The organism is Streptosporangium amethystogenes (genome assembly GCF_000721075.1).
In the GTDB taxonomy this organism is placed as follows: domain Bacteria; phylum Actinomycetota; class Actinomycetes; order Streptosporangiales; family Streptosporangiaceae; genus Streptosporangium; species Streptosporangium amethystogenes.
Genome location: NZ_JOEQ01000003.1, coordinates 1 through 17513, shown reverse-complemented (window position 1 = coordinate 17513; position 17513 = coordinate 1). Strand labels below are relative to the sequence as shown.

Here is a 17513-nt window from a genome sequence, read left to right as displayed (position 1 = left end):
GCGGGGGGCGCTCACGGCTATGCGCCGTGGTTGTCGATCCCGATGCCGTCGCAGTCGGGGCAGGTCTCGCCGTCACCGGTGACGCCGGTCCCGTTGCAGGTGCAGCAGCGGTAGCGGACCACCGGGAGTAACTCGGTCTCGGCGTGCATGGAGAACTCCCTTCACGCTGTGCGCAGGTGGCGCAGTAGGTCGGAGGCGAGTTGGCCGGACACGCCCAGGCGTGCGCGCAGCAGGTCGAGGGTGATGGGCTTGCCGTGCTTGGCGTGGTGCTCGTCGGCCACGCGGCGGGCGTAGTCGAGGAGCGCGGGAGACGGTTCGGCACCGTCGCCCTGGTCGTCATCGGGGACGGAGAGAAGAACCGGAAGCGCGGTGACCGACTCGGGTACGGCCGGGGAGGGTTCGGGGCGGGGACCGGTCGCCCGGCGTTCCAGTATCGAGACGGCGATCAGGAACGCTGCGGCGGGAATGCCCGCGGTCAGCCAGCCCCATACGGAGGGTTCGGCTTGGTGGAGGTTGGCGGCCAGGGACAGGACGATTCCGGCGACGAGGACGAAGGTCGGCCAGGAGAGCGGACCGGTTCGCTTGCGGCCGATCTCCTTGTCGCGTTGACGTTCGCGGGCGGCCATGACGCAGGTCAGATCGACGCACACGGCCACCGCCCAGGCCATCCAGCCCGTCTGCCCGTGCTCCACCGCTGTCTTCCGTACGTGGGAGAAAGAGCCGGCACCGGCGATGAGCGCCAGGACGATGACGGGACCGGAGTCCAGCAGCCAGGAGGCGAGGCGTCGCATGGTGGTCAGCCCTTCCGGAGTTCCGGGAGTACGGGGTCAGGGGTGAGGAACTCGGCGAGGTCGGCATCGGTCACCTCGGCGCAGTGGGTACCGGCCGTGATCTCCGCCCAGGACGGAGTGAGACCGGCGTAGGTGTGGGTGGCGTCTTCGGCGGCCTGCTCGGAGACGTAGAAGGAGCGCGCCCGGTACCACTGGCCGTCCTGTCCGGCCACGATCGCGACGCCGGGAGTCTCGGAGGCGATGGCCCGAGCGGAGACCAGCGCCGCAGGGTCGAGATCGCCGAGGGTCATGGTCGCGGTTTCGGGATCGTTGACCCGATGGCAGATCCGTCCCGAGCACTGAGCGCGCAGCGCGGTGACGCCGGGACCGAGGTCGGAGCCGATGCGCTGGCCGCAGCAGAAAAGATAGATCCCGAACGCCCGCCCGAGCTGAGCGACCCGCAGCAGCGCGGTGGAGGTCTTGGCGATCTCGTCTTTCTCGGACTTGTCGGCCATCAGATACAGCTCGGCCAGCTCGTCGACCAGGACCACGACGGGAACCGGCCGCCGGTCGCTGGACAGCTGCCAGATGTTGCGTGCTCCGGCCGTACGGCACGCGGCCATCCGGTCGGCCATCAGCGCGACGAGGTCATCCAGCAATTCCACGCATTCGGCGCGGGAGGTGGCCAGCGCTGAGAGGCGAGGTTCGTAGGGGGTGAACTCCACCCCGCCCTTGAGGTCGAAGCCGACGAGCGCGACCGGTTGCGGGGACAGTCCGATGATGAGGGCGTTGGCCAGGTTCGACTTGCCCGATTGGGTGGCGCCCGCGTTGAGCCAGTGCGGGACCGTCCGGAAGTCGATGACCCAGGGGGAGCCGGTCTCCAACCGGCCGACGGTGACCTTGAGGAGTTCGGTCGAGACGGGGACCTGACTGATCCGGACCAGCGGGTCTCGGATGGTCGCGGCGAGGGTGACGCGGCCCCGTTTCGTCGAGGAGACGCGTACGGCGTGCACGCGCCAGGAGTGTGCGAGCCGGTCGGCGACCTGGGCGTAGTCCTCGGGGATCTGTCCCTCCAGAAGACGGACGGTGACCCGCCAGCCGTGACGGGTCGGCATGGGCAGCCACATCCACGGCTTGGTGTCGACCGCGACCCGTTGCAGGCGTCGCTTGACGCGGACGAGGCCGGTCGAGGAGATCAGGCCGGGGACGGTGGTGAACCAGAAGCGCTGCCGCTTCTTGGTCAGTCCGCAGCCCAGGGCGACCTTGCGCCAGGTGAAGCGGACCGTGACGGCGGTCAGCGGGTAGCCGAGGCACATCCAGAAGGACCGGTAGTGCCAGCGGTGCCAGGCCCAGAGCCCGGCCACCGAGGTGGCCAGGACTCCGAGCGTGAGGAGAAGACCGTCAGACACCGCGTGCCTCCACGGTGCTGGCGGCCAGGAGTGCCGAGGCGCGGTAGGCGATGCCCCAGCGGCCGGACAGTTCCCAGACGTAGCCGACCAGGCCGACAGGCTTGACCTCGTTGCCGGGGAAGACCGAGGGCTCCCCGACGACGCCGATCTTGACCAGCTCGATCTTGCCGAAGGCGTCCTCAACGGAGAACAGCACCTCGTAGACGGTCTGGCCGCTGGCCTTGTCGGTCTTCAACTCGCCGGTCTCCTTGTTCACGATGCGCGGGCACGGAGCCTTCACGCAGATGAACTGGAGCCGGGAGACGTCGACCGGGATGGGGATGTTGCGCATGCTGAAAACACCTCTCGTCTGCCTGCTGAGCAGGGCATAGGGGACGAGGGAGATCGCACGCCGTCAGAACCGAACGCGATAGCATCGAAGCGCCAACTAGGGTGCTGACCGCATCCGGCCTGGGCGGGTCTCCCGCTCAGGCCACTTTCATGTGTGGCCTGTCTCCGCTCTTCGAGAGCGGTCTTTCGCTATTTGCCCCTGAAACGCAGAAGAGCGTTTGCGTTGGGCTGTCACCTCCTGTTGGGGAGAGCTTCAGCGTCAACACAAACGCTACCTCGCACCGCGAGTACCTGCTAGTACTTTTAGTATTAGTGCACGTACTTTTTCTACACTCCAACTCGGTCGGCGAGTTCCCGCAGCTCAGGCGAGGGCGGGTCTTGCATGGTCAGCAAATCGGACACCAGCTGGTAGGTGATTCGGTGGTTCCGTATCTGCTCCGGTGTGATGGACTCGGCCTCCAGCAGCGCGGACACGGCCTCTGCGACCTGACGGCGCTGGGCATGAGCGCGAGCAAGGTCTATCTGGAGCCGAGCGCGCCGCTCACTCGAAAGCGGCGAGGTGTCGACCGCCGTCCCGACCCGCAGCGCATGACCGGCGTCTCCCAGCTCGACCGCCACCGCCACCTCGTGAAGCGCGACGTTGGCCGGACCGAACTCGGTGTTGTAATCGTTGCGCCCCTCTTCCAGCCGCTCCGCGACCTCACGAGCCCGCGCCAGATGCTGGTACGCGGTATCCGCCTCGTTCAGCCGGGAAGCGGCCACGGCCCGCTGAAGGGTAAGTCCACCCCACAGCGACATGGCCTCGGGCTTGCCCTCGTCGACCAAGAACCATAGAGCCTCGGCGGCTGTACGAGCCGTCTCCTCCACCTGGTCGAAGTGACGCGCGCCCAGGAAGACGAAGCCGAGCCGGAAGGCGCCGGCCGCCATCATCAGTGGGTTGCCCGCCCGCTCCGCGGCGACGATCGCCCGATCGGCGGCGATCCACGCGGCCTCGGGCTCACCGAGCTTGGCGAGCGCGGCCGAGCACGCCTGGTAGGTCACCGCGAGCAGCTCGAACAGCTCCGCCCGCCGGTCCTCGGGAGCCGATCGAGCAGCGGACTCCAGCGCAGGTACCAGCCCCCGCAGCAGGTCGGCCAGCTCCACATACCGGCTCTCGTGCGTCAGCTCCCAGGCCCGATCGACCCGCGGCTTGATCTCCGACGTCGCCGGGACGGGGGCCGAGTGCAGCATGGCCCGCAGGGAGTGAGCTCCCGACAGCACCAGGCGCAGACCGGCCGTTCCCGGAATCTCCTCGGCGGAGGCGGCGACCACCGGTGCCTCGGCAGCCAGTTCCGACAGTGGGATGTCGAGCGCCTCGGCGACCTTCTCCAGGACCGACATGCGATCGACCTTGCGGACCCCGCGCTCCACCTGCGAGATCCACGCCACCGACCGATCGACCAGCCGCGCCAGCTCCGGCTGTGACAGGCCGCGCCGCTTGCGTTCCTGGGCGATGCGCCGCCCCAGGGCTCTTTGGTACTCGGTGCTCACCCCGCCGTTCCCTTACCGCTCTGGAGGGTCAGCCAGTCGACCTCGACCGAGGACAGCAGCTCTTCCCGAGCGCCCAGGAACCGCTTGGTGTGCTCCTGCTCCTCGTGGGTGTCGAAGGCCGCGCGGTCCCGGTAGAGCTCGTAGAAGATCCGCTGGAGCGGCTGGCCGTCGACCCGGTGCGAGGCGTACACCAGCGTTCCCGGCTCACCGTCGCGGATCTTCTCGATGGTCTCGCCGACCAGCTGATCGAACGCCTCGGCGGTTGCCTCGTCCTTACAGGTGAATCGGACCATCAGACCGAACATGGGTGTCCTCCTTCGTCGGAGCCTCTACGAGATCAGTACTTATTGTGCGGCGCAAGTACCTCAAGTGGCTTGCACTATAAGTATGGTACTCGTACTTTAAGTATCAGTCACATGGTGAGTGCCCCTGACCTGCTTGATCGCGAGGTGAGCCGACGATGACCCCACCCCCAGACAGCCGTGAAGGCGCTGGAAGATGGCACCGAACCTTCCTGGGAGAGAAGGAACAGGTACGCGCGGCCCGTAGCTTCGTGAAGGCTCACCTTCCCGATCACCTGGACGCCGAGCTCATCATCAGCGAACTCGCGACCAACGCCGTCGAGCACACGCGCACAGGACAACCGGGCGGACTCTTCACCACCACCGTCAAGCGCAACCCCGACGGCACCGCCTACATAGAGATCGCAGACCAGGGCGGCCCTGCCGTATTCGGCCTTCCCACTCCCAACCGCGAAGGCGGCCGAGGGCTCTACCTCGTGACGGCTCTCGCCACCGCATGGGGATTCAAGGGCGACGCCGCCGGCCGAACGGTCTGGGTCGAACTACCCCCGCCCGCTCCATGAGCACCACGCCCCCAGCGCTACACGCTCTCCGCGAGCGGTTCCCCGCCTGGGCGTTCCTCTACAACCCGTTCGCGTATCGGTGGTTCGCCCTCCAAGGCCGTACGACCACGCTCACCGCCGACACGGCCGAGGAACTCGCGACTCGTGTTGAGAGCTTTCAGTCACGCCGCCCCATGACCAGACCTCAACCGCGGCGATGACCCTTACCTCTCATGTGATCACACCGGCCTGCCCGATCGAGTGCCTCAGGCCCGTGCTGTCCGCCAGGGCCTACAATCCGCTCACCCAAGCCTGCGGCGCTTCGGTCGACCGGCCCGATACGGTCGCAGACGTGATTACGCTGTTGCGCACGCGCCAGCTCGATCAGATCTGGGGGTTGGGGCCACGGCGTATCGGCGAGATCGAAGTAGCCCTAGTGTTCGTTGGCTTGACCCACGACCACGGCGACCCGCTCAGCGGCAACCTGTGAAGCACCAGGTGAGGGCATCATGACAGTCGCTATGCGTTCAAGATCATCAGAGCCCGCCTGCTGTCCAGTCCCAGGAGATGACTGACGGATCCGTCCCAGGACATGGACGACAGGTGATCTAGGAAACATAGGAGGCCTTGCGGGGCCGGGCAGCTTTGACGTTGCGGACCGGTAGGTCGGTGGTGCGATGCACCGTGCGCGGGCCTTCGTCCAAGTCGATGGTGAGCGTGCTGTCACTGACGTGCACGGTGACGACCTGGCCGGCATGCAGGCGACCGAGCGAGACGCTCTGGCGGGCGACCACGATCACCCCGCAGGAACTGGCGCGGCGCTGCACCGTGATCGGCGACCGCGCGGGAGTCGGCGACGGCCCAGCCGGACGAGCACCACGCAACAGCAAGCACTTGGCCCAGATCAGCGGATTGGGCCGAGTACGCAGCAACTGGCGGGTGTCGGGGTCCAGGAACATCAACGTGTTCTCCTCGATCCGGATCGTGACCCGACGCCCGCCCAAGATCTCAGCGGCCAGCAGGTAACGGCCGGCCAGGCTGACCATGCCGTACTTGTTCACCGTCCGCTCCACCTCCACCACCGCATCGTCTTCGGCCACCGGCAGCGGCGACGGCCCAGCCGGGCGGCCACCACGAGCCAACAGCCTGGCCAGATCGTTGGTCGACAAGTGCGAGCGCAGGCTCTTCAGCCGCACCCCACCGACCAGCAGATGAATCACATCCACATCCGCCCACAAGGTGATCACCTGACCGGCGCGGGCCGGCCCAAGCCAAAACTGCTTACCCGCCACCCCCAGATTGCCGCTGGCCGGCACCACCCGATCGAACTCGATCGGCCCGCCCGCCCTGAAAACGGGCGCCGCATCCGTCGTCGACCGCCCGGCCATCCCCTTGCCCTCGTCGCTGCTTTTGTGGCCCTGCACCGGCACTCCAGGTGCGACCTCGCCAACCGCCTCACCAGCGACGGGTGCCGGATCCGGCTGCACGGACAAAACCGCCGGCAGGCGCAGCGGCAGCAGCTCCCGCTCGGCCGCACCCACCGGCGTGAACCTGTCCGCCGGGACCGCCATGTCCAGGCTCTGATGCGGCCTGACGGTGTTGTAATGGGCCACCCAGGCATCCAGCGCCGCCTGCACGGCGACCAGGTCCTCAAACGGACCGGCCTCCTCCAGCAGCTCGCGACGCAGGCTCAGATGAAACCGCTCGACCTTGCCGGTGGTCGTCGGCGAGCGCGGCTGGGTGAGCCGATGCACGATGGCGTTGTCCCGGCAGATCCGATCGAACAGCACCTCACCGCCATGACCGAACCGCGCGGTGAACTGCTTGCCATTGTCGGTCAGCACCTCACCCGGCGCCCCGAACGCCTGCAACGCCTCGGCGAAGGCCACACAGACCGCCCGGCCGGTGGCCCGCACCACCGCCTTAGCGATCACGCAATACCGCGAATGGTCATCGATGCCGGTGACCACCTTGACCTCCCGGCCATCGGCCAAAAACACCCCGCCGATGATGTCCATCTGCCATAACTCCATCGACGCCTCACGCTGCCAGCGCCGAAAGACCCGCTTACGCCGCCCCGCCCCCGGCTCGATCAGCCCATGACGCACCAACGCCCGATACACCCCCATCCGCGACGGCGCCGGCCCCACCCCACGTCGGCTGACCTCGTGCGCCAGCCGGACCGGACCCCACCGCGGATGCTGGCGCCGCAACTCACACACCAGCACCTCCACCTCCGCTCCCATCTGCGTCGGAGACGAACGCGGCCGCCGCGAGCGATCCACCAGCCCGCCCAGACCCGACTCCCGATACCGCGACACCCACCCCGACAACGTCTGGCGGGCTACCCCCACCTCGCGCGCGACCTCGGTCACCGAACCGCCGGCCAGCACCGCCAGCACCGCCCGATACCGCTGCTCGACAACGGACATATCCACCAGAGCCAATCCCGGCCTCCTGACGCGCGACACCCGCAAACGACGCACGAAAGATCGGCCGATAACGGCACCCGTCAAACATGTCCTGGGACAGAGGTGTCAAGCATCTCCCGGGACAACACACACAGGGTTCGCCTACTCCGGATGAGAACTTTCTCTACGTCTTCAAGGCAGTCCGCCTGCGGCGGCCTGCGCGCGTCGGGCGGTCACTGGCCGCGCTGCGGCTCTTCGGCCGGTCGCGGCCAGCACCGCCCACGCGCTTGACGACCAGGTGGACCGCAGAGGAGACGCGAAGCGTAATCCCTAGGAGGCTCGGGAAACGTGCGAAGCGAGCCGCGCGGAAGAGGGGGCCTAAACCTAGAGACTCCATTCTTCGGCCTGGATTTCCTTCGGAAGTGACCACCCGTAATTTGCTGCAGGCGACGCCGGAGCACTCTCATTAAAAAACGGTTTTTGCCACGTGATGCCGAAATTTTCTGTGGCATGCAGGATTTGAAAGGCCATTCTTTTGAAAAGCTCTTCTGGGCTGAGTGGCTTAAAGGGGTTTTCAGCTCTGCTCATGAGCCACTCCTCTGTCACCTCTCCTTCGACATATTCGAGCCCGAGAAGCTCCATTAAATAAATAAGCTCAAGCGTCAATGGATTCCCCGCCTGCACCGCATTGGCCAGTTCGCGGCAGAGGTCCAGAAGTACCCGCCCTTTTGTTGAGACGCGGTACATCTGCGCCCCTCTATTCGGTTTATCCAGCACTCCTGAAGCCGCAAGAATGTGGACGCGACCGCGAATAGTAGTGGGAGACAGGGATAGCCTCTCGGCGAGGTTAGTCATATTGATGAATCCTTGGCGTGCTATGGATTCAGCTATTGCCAGATTGATTCCGATCATTCCTCCTAAGGGGAAAAATCTTTCCACATCTCTCTCGGAAATTCCTCCTAGAACTGTGGCTATGATTATGTCGTTGGTTAACCTCTCCTTAAGGATATTGGTCACTGTATCTCGATCAACCTCTTGGTCGGCATCGAAAGTGGGGGTTATCCAGATAACTCGAAGGCGAGAGAGTCGCTCTTTAAGAGGGGTTTTCTTGGTATCTTCCACTATCTCCCATACTGTTCGGCGATTTTGAATCGTATCGCGAGCTATGTATAGAGTGATCTTTGAATCTCCGTCCGAAAGAAGAGTTCGAAGGTCTTTGTCTATTCCCTCGGTGTGCTTCCAAAGGGTCTGCCCGCTAACCAGTCGAGACCAGTCGCGCACTAGTTCACATGTAAAGTCAAACTTTTTTCGCTCGCTTTCCTTGAAGCCGTATAATTTGGTATGCGAAAGTTCTTCTAATAGCGTTATTGTTTTATCTGAGAGAAACTTGTGCTCTTCGGACTCTGCCATTCGTGCCCCTCGGTTTGTCCTACTTCCTCCCCTGGATCCTGCCAGATTCCACCGACATTTTCCATGTCGCATAAAATGAGCCTTTTGGGACGTTGTACGACTTTTTGTCTGCCGCGCGGCTTCCGTTCCTCGGGCCTGACGGCCCTGCGGTACGGGTCCACTTGCCATCGAATGGCTTCATGATCTCGTCGTCCAGGCGTACACAGCCAGGGGAACGCTCACGAGTAAGGTGGCAGCCGTGCAGCGACTCGCGCTCTTCGACCTGGACAACACGCTCGTCAACCTGGACGAGGCATTCCAGGTATGGGCCAAGGAGTTCGTCGAGGAACACGACTTGGAGAGCGAGGCGGCTGACTGGTTGCTCTCTCTCGACCGGGCTGGCTATCCGCACCGTGAGGTTTTCTTCACTAAGGTCCGTGACCGCTTCACTCTGCCCGAGTCGGTTGACGATCTGTGGAGCCGCTATCGCCAGCGCATGCCGTACCTCGTTCGCTGTCGACCCGAAGTGAGGTACGAGTTGTCTCGACTCCGCGCGTCCGGCTGGAAGGTGGCGATTGTCACCAACGGCACCGCGGACAACCAACTCGGGAAGATCCAGCGGACGGGACTGGCCGAGGTCGTCGACGCCTACGCGCTTTCAGGGCTCGAAGGTATCCGTAAGCCCGACGTCGGGTTGTTCGAGGTCGCGGCCCAGCGCTGTGGTGTGCCCCTAGAAGGCGGGGGATGGATGGTCGGAGACCACCCCGTTGCCGACATAAGTGGGGGACAGGCGGCCGGTCTCCGTACAGTGTGGATCGACCGGGGTATGTGGCCGGACCACGAGTATGGCGCGGATCATGTCGTCACTGACGTGCTCCAAGCGATGGAGATCCTCCGAACGGAAGGTGATCGGCCTGGACGGCCGGGCAACGCGGATACTGATCTTGCTGATGAGGATGCTAACAACAGATCTGGACGGTCCAGGACGACCATGGACTGAAGGACTCTGCAAAGAGTGCCTAACTAGGCCCCGAGGAAGAACGAGGCCAAGTATGGCGAGTACCGCACCAAGCGGCTGATCCTGGAGATCTGAGAGCGGGATGCCATCGACGGGCGCAAGCCGTACTTGATCCTGCTCGACCCGCCGCTCGGTGTACTAATGTCCCGACCAGTCGATCACCCTCCAAGGAAGGACAACCTTTGAGCGACTCCCCCCGTGCCTTCGACGCTGAGGGCGAATGGTGGCTGCCTGGATACGAAGACCGGAGGGTGGCCGGAAGGCTGCGCTTCGATTTGGACTCTGGTGCGGAACTGCGATTGATCGGGACCTTCCGCTCGATGTTTGAGGAAGGGGACCACTCGCAGCGGCCGGACGACACGACAGTTGTCGCCTTCTCCAAGGACACGATCGAGAGGGACGGAACCTACCCGCGTATCCATGGGCTGGCAGATGGCAAGCAATACACGCTGGAAGATTGCTTCCGCTCCCGCACGACCCGACACCTTCTCAGCGGGGGCGGAACGGAGACTGTCCACGTTAACCAGATCTTCCAGGGTGCGTACTTCGGGAAGGACGAGGCTCTGGCCGCGGATGGTGTGTCGGTGGAGTTGCGCTACCTCACCCACTGGATCTGTGACAGCGGGATCAAGGAGACGCAGGCGTTCCCGGCCACTGATCTTCCGCCGGATGTTCCGAGCATCACGCTGGAGGCTCGGGCGCTGGATGACGCTGTCGTTGCCCTGCCGGGCGGTGACACACTGCGGTTAGAGCACTCGGTCACTGTCGACGGTGACCGGATCACCGCGCGGGGGCTTTCGCAGAAGTTTTTCTTCCGCCTCGACACGTCGTCGCTCCGCCCTGTTCCGGAACTCGTGGAGCGCGCTAGTGACCTGCAGGACCTGGTTTCCATTGCAACAGGCCGTACGGCGGAGTTCGATGGTATGCGGTTCTGGCATCCCGACGTGGTCTGGGAGGGCGGGGACCGCCGGCACAGGGAGCCGATCGAGTTCTTCGCGCCATGGAACTCCAAGGACAAGAGCAAGACTCCCGGAAAGCTGTCTCACCACGAGATGTTCTTCACCTACACCGATTTCGGTGGCATCGATGGTGTTGGCCGGTGGCTGGAGAGTGCCAGCCACCACCGAGGAGCGCTCGGGAGGGTAATGGCCAGCAAGTACGCGAAGAGCATGTTCGTCTCTGATCGCCTGCTCAACCGTGCGGCTGCCTTGGAAGCCTTCGACCGCACGAAGTTTGGACACTCGCAGAGCAAGTTCAAGACCCGGCTTGCGCGATGCACCGACTTGGCGGGAAATCTTTTTGTCGGACTCGTCGGAGACGTGGACGCGTGGGCGGAGGCGATCAGAAAGGATCGTGACGACATCGCTCACCACCTCGGCACGCGTGTGAAGCAGACCCCCTCGGCACAGCTCTTCCTGTCCAATTCGCTGTACTGGCTCTTCATCTTGTGCATGCTGCGAGATGCCGAGGCACCGGAAGAAGTCTTCGACCGGATCGAGAAACACTCCGAATTCGAATGGCTCGGACCGAAGATTCGAGCTGCCCTGTGAGGCAACGTGTTGACCGTCACTGCGGAAGCCGTGTCGTGTTCTCGACGCGAGAGCTCATCAGCTGAAGCTTGACGGGGACACCTAGATGCCGGGCTCCTGCGAATAGAAGCCCGGATGCAGGAGCGGTGATAGTAACGTTCCCACGCAAGCGCTCAGCCCAGGCGCCATCCCGCCCTTAGCGAGGGCCGCCAATCTCTGTATGGTCTGGATCGACTGGGGACATGGTCGGACCAGGAATACAACGTGAACTCCATCGTTAGAGATGTACTCCAGACGATGGAGAGGTTCCACGCAGCTCGGTGAGCGGTTCGGAGGTCGAGTGTAACGTGAGTGCCGATCTTGCTAACGCGGATGCTAACAACAGGTCTGGACATCTCTGGACGACCGTGGACTGAAGGACTCCACAGAGGCCGCCCGAGCAGGCCCGGAAGACGGCTGTGGGCGGTCCTGGACGATCGTGTTCTAACTCGTAATGAAGAGGTGTAAGCCGCAGAGAGATGGCAACCGTCCGGAACATTCGGGGCTTGAAAGCACAAATACCCTGCTGTGTGCGATCTTCGGACTATCGCTGTCCCGGATACCGCGTCAGGAAATGACGCCTTAAGAAGGCTCAGTGTGTCACTCCGGCTTACATCTTTGATAGCAAGTTCCCTGGTCCGGCACGGATCGGGGAACTTGCCATAAATCACACGTGGTTGCGGTCGGCGCAGGAGCATCGGTTTTCATTGCACGTCTCGTGCTGGTTATTTTGGCAGTAAATGCAAGTGCCGTATCCATTTCCCATCTGATCACACCTCCTTTCGGCTCGACTAGTGTGCCCATTCGGGAGGGATTTTGGCAAGTGGAGGTGCCCCAAAGCGTTTCTTACGCGAGGGGGCGGAGATTCTAAGAAACGGAAGACGTGACGGTGCGGGACCTGGCACCTCCTTTTGGGGCATCGGTGATCGCTACTAGATAGGACAAAATATGCTTTTGGGGCGTTCCGTAATGTCTAACTGGCGTGTAGACAAGGTGAGCATTTAGTGTAATTTAAGCCTAAATGACACTTTTGTCCGTCTTGAGAAGTTGTTCATGTTTAGGGATTCGCTGCGTAGCGGAAGGATTCGTTTGTGTATCGATTGAAAATTGCGGGATGAGTTGATCTATCTTGGATGAATAACCTGCTTGTCCCTACTAGACCTGCAGGTGAGCGCATGAGTGAGCAGTCGGCACAGGTGATCGTCGGTGAAGAGCAAGTCTCCAACCCTCCCGGTACCGCGAAAAAGACCGACAGCTCCGGTGGCAAGAAGCCTCCCGCTGGGCGGGCAGTTCCCAAGTGGGAGACCGACGCGCGAGACCGAGTCCGAACGGCCGTGCGCCGCTACTCCAAGCCGCTGGCCGATCTGGTGGCTCGTGATGCCAACGAAGGAGACACGCGGCTTCTGATCACAGACTTCCTGTGCGAAGGGCTGGGCTACGACAAGTACGAGGATCTCACCACCGAGTACCAGGTCAAAGGCGAGTTCGCTGATTACGGCATTCGCATCGACAAGCAGTTGGTCGCCTTCATCGAGGTGAAGAGGTGCAGCCAGAAGCTCAACACCAAGCACCTGCGCCAGGTGCAGATGTACGCCGTCAACGAGGGTGTTGAGTGGATGATCCTGTCCAACGGACAAGTCTGGCAGGCGTACCACATGACCGCCGGCCTTCCCGTGGTCATCGATCTCGCCCTTGAGGTCGACCTTCTTGGAGACGCCAGCTTGGCGACCAAGGTTGATGGGCTCTTCTACCTGACCAAGGAGTCGTTCAAGCGCCGGTTGATGGATGACCTGTGGAGGGCGCGCGCCGCGACGTCGCCGAAGTCCTTGGCGCAGGTGCTTTTGTCGGAAGTCGTGGTCGATGCGGTGCGCAAGGAGCTTCGACGCCAGACGAGCTACAACGCCGACTCTGCTGAGGTTCACCGTGCCTTGCGTGACGAAGTGCTGCGAGCGGAGATCTTGCCCTAACCGCAGGTACCTCGAATGAACGTCCCGAATGGCTTGGCCTGTTTGGGACGCTCCACCGACTGTCGGCTGTTCAGGTGACAGCAGCGCTGACAGCAACGGCCCCACACACGGCCACACCTCGGCCACCGTCCACCACCCTCTGACCACGGTCTCCGCTACCTCACCAGCGTGATTGGTCCGCCTGAAAAGCGGAAGGTCGGCGGTTCGACCCCGCCCCTGACCACAGCAACTGAGCAGCACAAACGCCCCGAGCCGATCACGGCCGGGGCGTTCTTGGTTCTGTTTGACGACAACGCTGACGACAACGTGTCCATGGACACCGTGCGACTGATCTCTTTGTCGGTATCAACCGGTAGCGTCCTTCGTACTTCAGGGCAGTTGCGCCGTCGGCTGAGAGGAAGAGTCGTGGGCAGTTCAGCGTGGGACTACTGCACCCCGTATCAACAGGACTTGTCGGCTGCGCTTGCGGCTGCTCACGAACGCGCCTTTGGGGAACGCGACTACTTCTGGCTTTACGACGGGCGCTGGGGAACTCCTGAGCGGCCTCGGCCTCCCACGGTGGAGGAGCTATGGCAGGACGAGGGCGTGCGGCATTCGTTCACTCATTCGGTGCTGGACGTCTTCGAGATCCTGGGCGAGGGCGAAGAGCCCAGGGTTTGCGCAGCCAGGCCACTCACCTGGGAGGAGATAACCAGATTGTTCGGCACATCGCAGCCGACGCGTGTCGACTTCGACAGAGCGCATGATGAGGTGCACGGCGTGATTGAGGAGCGTGGCCACGCTTGTTACACCGTCTTGTATGACAAGCAGCGGCGACCGAGTGAGATCGTGTTCTGGGGGGTTACCGGGGATTGACCGAGCGGGAAAACGGAACGCCTCGGAGCATTATGCCCGAGGCGTTTCGATCGAGATCTCTATCAGCCGAGAGCGTCCCCGAGCCTGCCGAGAGCTGCGCGCTTGTCGCCGAGGGAGGCGTGTGCGTAGATCGTCATGGTCACCTCGATGTCGGAGTGTCCGACGATCTCCCGGACGATGTGCGGAGGCACGCCCAAGTCGAGGAGCAGGCTGACGCAGGTGTGCCGGAGGTCGTGAAGCCGTACGGCTCCGAGTCCGGCCGCGGTGCGAATCTCTGCCCAGCTCCGTCGCAGGTTATCTGGCTCCATAGGTGTACCGCGGCGGGAGGGGATAGACACGTCCAACGACCCGCGTTTCAGCGGAAGACCGGCGTTCACCGGCGCGCCGACCTCGGCGACGATGGCCCGGAGGTCGTCCGGCCCGGTTCCGGGAGGGAACACACAATCAGCGCCAGCCGACCAGTACGCCTCAGCCCTGCTGATCGCATCGGCACGCTTCTGATTCTCGGGTAGAGGCGAGGTGGGGAAGAAGGAGTCGATCCGGGCATTGATGACCAGCGGTACCCTGAGACGGTCGGCGGCTGCGCGCATCTGCGCGATGTAGACGGCGCGGACATCGACGTCGATCAGGCCGCCGTTGGCGTGATCACTGTCCTCGATGTTACAGCCGACGGCTCCGATCCCGGCTCAGCAGTTCGACCAGTTCCTCCGGCGCCATCCCGTAGCCGGCCTCGGCGTCGACGGTGACCGGCACGTCGACAGAGGCTGCGATGCGTTGGGCGACGAACCTCATCTCCTCGCTCGGGGCACCTTCACCGTCGTCGTGGCCCAGAGCGGCGGCGATCGCGTTGCTCGCGGTCGCGACCACCGGGAAGCCTACGTCGACGACGGCGCGGGCGCTGTCTACGTCCCAGGCGTTCGGCAGCACCAGCGGAGCGCCCGGGATGTGCAGGGAGCGAAGTAGCTCGGCCTTGTCGGCCTGATCGGCCATAGCGGTCTCAGTCGACAAGCGCGCCTGCGGACAGATTGACGATTGTTCCGGTCATGGCTCCAGCTCGATCTGAAGCCAGGAACGCGGCCGTCTCTGCGATTTCAGACAGCGTAGGCAGCCTCTTCAGAAGCGTCCCCTGCGCCATCCCCCCGCCTTCGAGCAATTCCCGGACCGACTGCCCGGCCGCTGCCGCGGTTTGCTTGAAGAGGTCCTTGGTGTAGGAACCCGCTGCCGGCGCATCGACGACAGCGTGTGGACGGATGCCGATCACCCGGATGTTGCTGGGCGCCAACTCCGCGGCCAGAACCCGCGAGAAGGCCTCCTTACCGGCCGAGCTCACGCTGTGCCCCAAGATGCCGCCTACAGCCAGTTTGGAACCCGGCTCGGACAACGTCAGGATGACGCCGGGACGCTCGCGACCCATGTGCCGTGCCACAGCCTTGCTCGTGATGAACAGCGTCCGGAGAAAGCCGTCAATCGGCCGCATGAACTCCTCCAGCGAGAGGTCCGCCAGCAAAGTCCCCTGGTCGTGCATGACACTCACGGCGTTGAGGGCGATGTCGATGCCGCCGGCCGTCGCCGCGATCGCGTCGGCGTGCTTTTCGACCGCCTGTTGATCGAGGACGTCAACTTGCGCGGTCTCGACTGTTCCGCCCGTGGCGGCGATATCACGCGCCACAGCGTCCAGCTTCTCCTGTGTCCGTCCGGCGATGAACACTCTCGCGCCTTCCCGGGCGAATACCCGTGCGATGGCGCCGCCGATAGCGCCCCCGCCTCCATAGATCACAGCGTTCTTATCGCCGAGCAGCAATCCACTCATATGTGTCCTCCAAAGGTGATTGATTCTTCCGAACGACTACACAGGCTCGATGGTCACACCGTCGCCGCTGCGAGTTCTGCCGCGTCCGCGAATATCGGAGGCTTCAGGAAGCTGGCTGCCCAGGCGAGCGGGATGGAGATCACCGCGATGATCAGACCGGTGATCACCGCGGATGAGGCGGCGAAGGTGCCGATCGCCACGCCACCGGCATACGAGGCCGACGCGATGCCTATGTTGACCTGTTGGTCAGTTGTGTTTCTGACGCTGGATCTGTTCCGCGATGCGCTTGATGCGGTTCAGCCGCGTATCCCAGGTCTTGCCGACTTCGTTCAGTTGCCGTACGGCGCGGGCGAGCTGCGCCTCGTCAACTTCGTAGCGCCGCTCGCGGCCCATCGGTGTCGCGTGTACGAGGCCTGCGCGATCGAGGACGCCCAGGTGCTTGGTGACCGCTTGGCGCGAGATCGGGAGACGATCGCTCAGGCTGGTCGGCGTACCGACTCCTTCCGCGAGCAGCAAGTCGAGCAGGCGGCGTCTGATCGGGTCGCCGATCGCCGACCAGAGTTCGTCGTCGACGGCGACGGTCATTGCGCCACCACGGAAGGGGCGTAGCTCTGCAGTCTGGGCAGGAACATGTCCCAGCCGCGCTCGTGGTCGTGGAAGGCCTCCTCGAGCACAGCGGCTTCCCAGCCCTTCTCCCGCCAGCCGCTCTCGGTCAGGCGCAGAATCGTGCCGTCACCGGAGGGTTCGAGCTCGAAGGTGATCAGGAGGGAGTTGTCCGCATCGGGCAGCTGACCATCAGGAGCGATCCAGCGGATCGCGAACCTGCGGGGCGGATCCACGTCGACCACCGTGATCGATTCGACCACGGCGCGGTCGTCCCACACCAGTTCGCCGACCGCGCCTGGCGCGGGCTCGAACGACGCGTCATCGGACCACCACATCTTGATGTGCTCAGGACGACTCACCACATCGAACACGATCTCCGGTGCCGCGTCGATGCGGATCTCGCGTTCCAACTTTCCGAACTCCACTATGGCCCTCCAATAGGCAACCATCGGTTGCGCGTGACTCTAGCGGCCGCGTCAGCGATCCGCAACCTCATGTTGCGTAAAGACCGTGAGGTCGACGCAGGGGAGCGCTTGACCAGGCGACGGCGACCCTCGATTGACAGGCGCCTTGCGATGAGCCGTAGGGATCAGAACATGCCCGGGCGCTCCACCGCGCCGACTTGGACCGCCCGGCTATCCGAGAGATCGCCGACCCTCTCTCGAGGCGCAGCGGCACGGTGTGGAAACTCGATCGGTCGACCGGTGACACATGAGGCTGGATCCACGACCCCGAGAACGGCTGTGAGAGTGGCGGCGAGCTCATCTACAAAAGTGGCAGCGGTCGATCATCTGTGGATTGCGGGAGCCGACTCGAATCGGTTCAGGGAATGGTGGGGTGGTGGATCTTTCTCACGTGGAGCGCCGACGTCTGGTCGTGGTCACCGCGGCCCTGTTCACCCATGGCTGGGACTGTACGGTTTTCGGTGTAACTCCTGATCAAGGAGATACACCTGATGAGTACCGTGATTCAGGCATCTGCGGACACAGACCTGGAGGAAGCCGCG

General features: G+C 63.5%; 19 protein-coding genes, 1 tRNA gene and 1 pseudogene. 7 read left to right on the top strand and 14 right to left on the bottom strand.

Annotated elements, in window-relative coordinates; all coding sequences use genetic code 11:
* Positions 1-17: 17 nt before the first annotated feature.
* The 6 genes from IG98_RS54170 to IG98_RS0103235 all read right to left on the bottom strand — a co-directional run bounded on the left by IG98_RS54170 (position 18) and on the right by IG98_RS0103235 (position 4344).
* Positions 18-149 carry a hypothetical protein gene (locus IG98_RS54170; RefSeq protein ID WP_281178418.1) on the bottom strand — a complete coding sequence of 44 codons (132 nt, stop codon included), beginning with the start codon at positions 147-149 and terminating at the stop codon, positions 18-20.
* Between the two features lie 12 nt (positions 150-161).
* Positions 162-791: a DUF2637 domain-containing protein gene (locus IG98_RS0103255; protein ID WP_030905164.1), complete on the bottom strand. Its 630-nt coding sequence runs from the start codon at positions 789-791 to the stop codon at positions 162-164.
* Between the two features lie 5 nt (positions 792-796).
* A complete protein-coding gene (locus IG98_RS0103250; protein ID WP_051751448.1) occupies positions 797-2179 on the bottom strand; it encodes an FtsK/SpoIIIE domain-containing protein in 1383 nt (460 codons plus the stop codon).
* Positions 2172-2510, bottom strand: a complete 339-nt coding sequence (locus IG98_RS0103245) for an SCO3933 family regulatory protein (RefSeq protein WP_030905158.1) — start codon at positions 2508-2510, stop codon at positions 2172-2174. The genes IG98_RS0103250 and IG98_RS0103245 overlap by 8 nt, the downstream gene beginning before the upstream one ends.
* Positions 2511-2836: 326 nt before the next feature.
* On the bottom strand, positions 2837-4039 hold the full coding sequence (locus IG98_RS0103240) for a helix-turn-helix domain-containing protein (protein WP_030905155.1): 1203 nt from the start codon (positions 4037-4039) through the stop codon (positions 2837-2839).
* Positions 4036-4344 (bottom strand): putative quinol monooxygenase, encoded by a 309-nt coding sequence (locus IG98_RS0103235; protein WP_030905153.1) that lies wholly within the window; start codon positions 4342-4344, stop codon positions 4036-4038. Before IG98_RS0103235 ends, IG98_RS0103240 begins: the two co-directional genes overlap by 4 nt.
* A 155-nt stretch (positions 4345-4499) precedes the next feature.
* Between IG98_RS0103235 and IG98_RS0103230 the strand changes: the two genes are divergently transcribed.
* Positions 4500-4904: an ATP-binding protein gene (locus tag IG98_RS0103230; protein ID WP_063766161.1), complete on the top strand. Its 405-nt coding sequence runs from the start codon at positions 4500-4502 to the stop codon at positions 4902-4904.
* A gap of 214 nt (positions 4905-5118) precedes the next feature.
* A complete protein-coding gene (locus IG98_RS0103225; RefSeq protein WP_157594125.1) occupies positions 5119-5373 on the top strand; it encodes a hypothetical protein in 255 nt (84 codons plus the stop codon).
* Positions 5374-5941: 568 nt separating this feature from the next.
* Here IG98_RS0103225 and IG98_RS0103220 read toward each other — a convergent pair.
* Together IG98_RS0103220 and IG98_RS50090 are read right to left on the bottom strand one after the other, a co-directional pair.
* Positions 5942-7315, bottom strand: a pseudogene (locus IG98_RS0103220) (IS481 family transposase); the annotation flags it as partial.
* A 363-nt stretch (positions 7316-7678) separates the two neighbouring features.
* On the bottom strand, positions 7679-8704 hold the full coding sequence (locus IG98_RS50090) for a DeoR family transcriptional regulator (RefSeq protein ID WP_169750055.1): 1026 nt from the start codon (positions 8702-8704) through the stop codon (positions 7679-7681).
* Between the two features lie 238 nt (positions 8705-8942).
* Here IG98_RS50090 and IG98_RS0103215 point away from each other — a divergent pair, with 238 nt between their 5' ends.
* From IG98_RS0103215 to IG98_RS0103200, 5 genes are all read left to right on the top strand, one after another.
* Entirely contained in the window at positions 8943-9683 is a 741-nt protein-coding gene (locus tag IG98_RS0103215) for an HAD family hydrolase (RefSeq protein WP_084195131.1), read from the top strand.
* A 200-nt stretch (positions 9684-9883) separates the two neighbouring features.
* Positions 9884-11251 (top strand): ApeA N-terminal domain 1-containing protein, encoded by a 1368-nt coding sequence (locus tag IG98_RS0103210; RefSeq protein WP_030905138.1) that lies wholly within the window; start codon positions 9884-9886, stop codon positions 11249-11251.
* Between the two features lie 1193 nt (positions 11252-12444).
* Positions 12445-13236 (top strand): type I restriction enzyme HsdR N-terminal domain-containing protein, encoded by a 792-nt coding sequence (locus IG98_RS0103205; protein ID WP_169750054.1) that lies wholly within the window; start codon positions 12445-12447, stop codon positions 13234-13236.
* Between the two features lie 162 nt (positions 13237-13398).
* A tRNA-Phe gene (locus IG98_RS50085) sits at positions 13399-13459 on the top strand.
* A gap of 182 nt (positions 13460-13641) precedes the next feature.
* Positions 13642-14091: a hypothetical protein gene (locus tag IG98_RS0103200; protein ID WP_030905133.1), complete on the top strand. Its 450-nt coding sequence runs from the start codon at positions 13642-13644 to the stop codon at positions 14089-14091.
* A gap of 62 nt (positions 14092-14153) precedes the next feature.
* Here the strand turns inward: IG98_RS0103200 and IG98_RS54165 are convergent, their stop codons facing one another.
* Genes IG98_RS54165 through IG98_RS0103175 form a run of 6 tightly spaced genes read right to left on the bottom strand, consistent with a single transcriptional unit; the run spans position 14154 to position 16917 of the window.
* Positions 14154-14717, bottom strand: a complete 564-nt coding sequence (locus IG98_RS54165) for an isocitrate lyase/phosphoenolpyruvate mutase family protein (RefSeq protein WP_281178425.1) — start codon at positions 14715-14717, stop codon at positions 14154-14156.
* Positions 14718-14751: 34 nt separating this feature from the next.
* Complete coding sequence (locus IG98_RS54160) at positions 14752-15081, bottom strand: isocitrate lyase/phosphoenolpyruvate mutase family protein (RefSeq protein WP_051751439.1); 330 nt, start codon at positions 15079-15081, stop codon at positions 14752-14754.
* Between the two features lie 7 nt (positions 15082-15088).
* A complete protein-coding gene (locus IG98_RS0103190) occupies positions 15089-15901 on the bottom strand; it encodes an SDR family NAD(P)-dependent oxidoreductase (protein ID WP_030905130.1) in 813 nt (270 codons plus the stop codon).
* 53 nt (positions 15902-15954) lie between these two features.
* Positions 15955-16101, bottom strand: coding sequence for a hypothetical protein (locus IG98_RS48330; RefSeq protein WP_211263866.1), 147 nt, complete (start codon positions 16099-16101; stop codon positions 15955-15957).
* A gap of 46 nt (positions 16102-16147) precedes the next feature.
* Positions 16148-16486, bottom strand: a complete 339-nt coding sequence (locus IG98_RS0103180; RefSeq protein ID WP_030905127.1) for an ArsR/SmtB family transcription factor — start codon at positions 16484-16486, stop codon at positions 16148-16150.
* Positions 16483-16917, bottom strand: coding sequence for an SRPBCC domain-containing protein (locus IG98_RS0103175; RefSeq protein ID WP_245651384.1), 435 nt, complete (start codon positions 16915-16917; stop codon positions 16483-16485). The genes IG98_RS0103180 and IG98_RS0103175 overlap by 4 nt, the downstream gene beginning before the upstream one ends.
* Positions 16918-17513: the final 596 nt, after the last annotated feature.

Bases quoted from the DNA above. Each gene is read 5' to 3' on its own strand.
- IG98_RS54170 (WP_281178418.1), bottom strand. From the start codon at position 149: ATGCACGCCGAGACCGAGTTACTCCCGGTGGTCCGCTACCGCTGCTGC.
- IG98_RS0103190 (WP_030905130.1), bottom strand. From the start codon at position 15,901: ATGAGTGGATTGCTGCTCGGCGATAAGAACGCTGTGATCTATGGAGGC.
- IG98_RS0103255 (WP_030905164.1), bottom strand. From the start codon at position 791: ATGCGACGCCTCGCCTCCTGGCTGCTGGACTCCGGTCCCGTCATCGTC.
- IG98_RS0103230 (WP_063766161.1), top strand. From the start codon at position 4,500: ATGACCCCACCCCCAGACAGCCGTGAAGGCGCTGGAAGATGGCACCGA.
- IG98_RS54160 (WP_051751439.1), bottom strand. From the start codon at position 15,081: ATGGCCGATCAGGCCGACAAGGCCGAGCTACTTCGCTCCCTGCACATC.
- IG98_RS50090 (WP_169750055.1), bottom strand. From the start codon at position 8,704: ATGGCAGAGTCCGAAGAGCACAAGTTTCTCTCAGATAAAACAATAACG.
- IG98_RS0103180 (WP_030905127.1), bottom strand. From the start codon at position 16,486: ATGACCGTCGCCGTCGACGACGAACTCTGGTCGGCGATCGGCGACCCG.
- IG98_RS0103235 (WP_030905153.1), bottom strand. From the start codon at position 4,344: ATGTTCGGTCTGATGGTCCGATTCACCTGTAAGGACGAGGCAACCGCC.
- IG98_RS0103205 (WP_169750054.1), top strand. From the start codon at position 12,445: ATGAGTGAGCAGTCGGCACAGGTGATCGTCGGTGAAGAGCAAGTCTCC.
- IG98_RS0103245 (WP_030905158.1), bottom strand. From the start codon at position 2,510: ATGCGCAACATCCCCATCCCGGTCGACGTCTCCCGGCTCCAGTTCATC.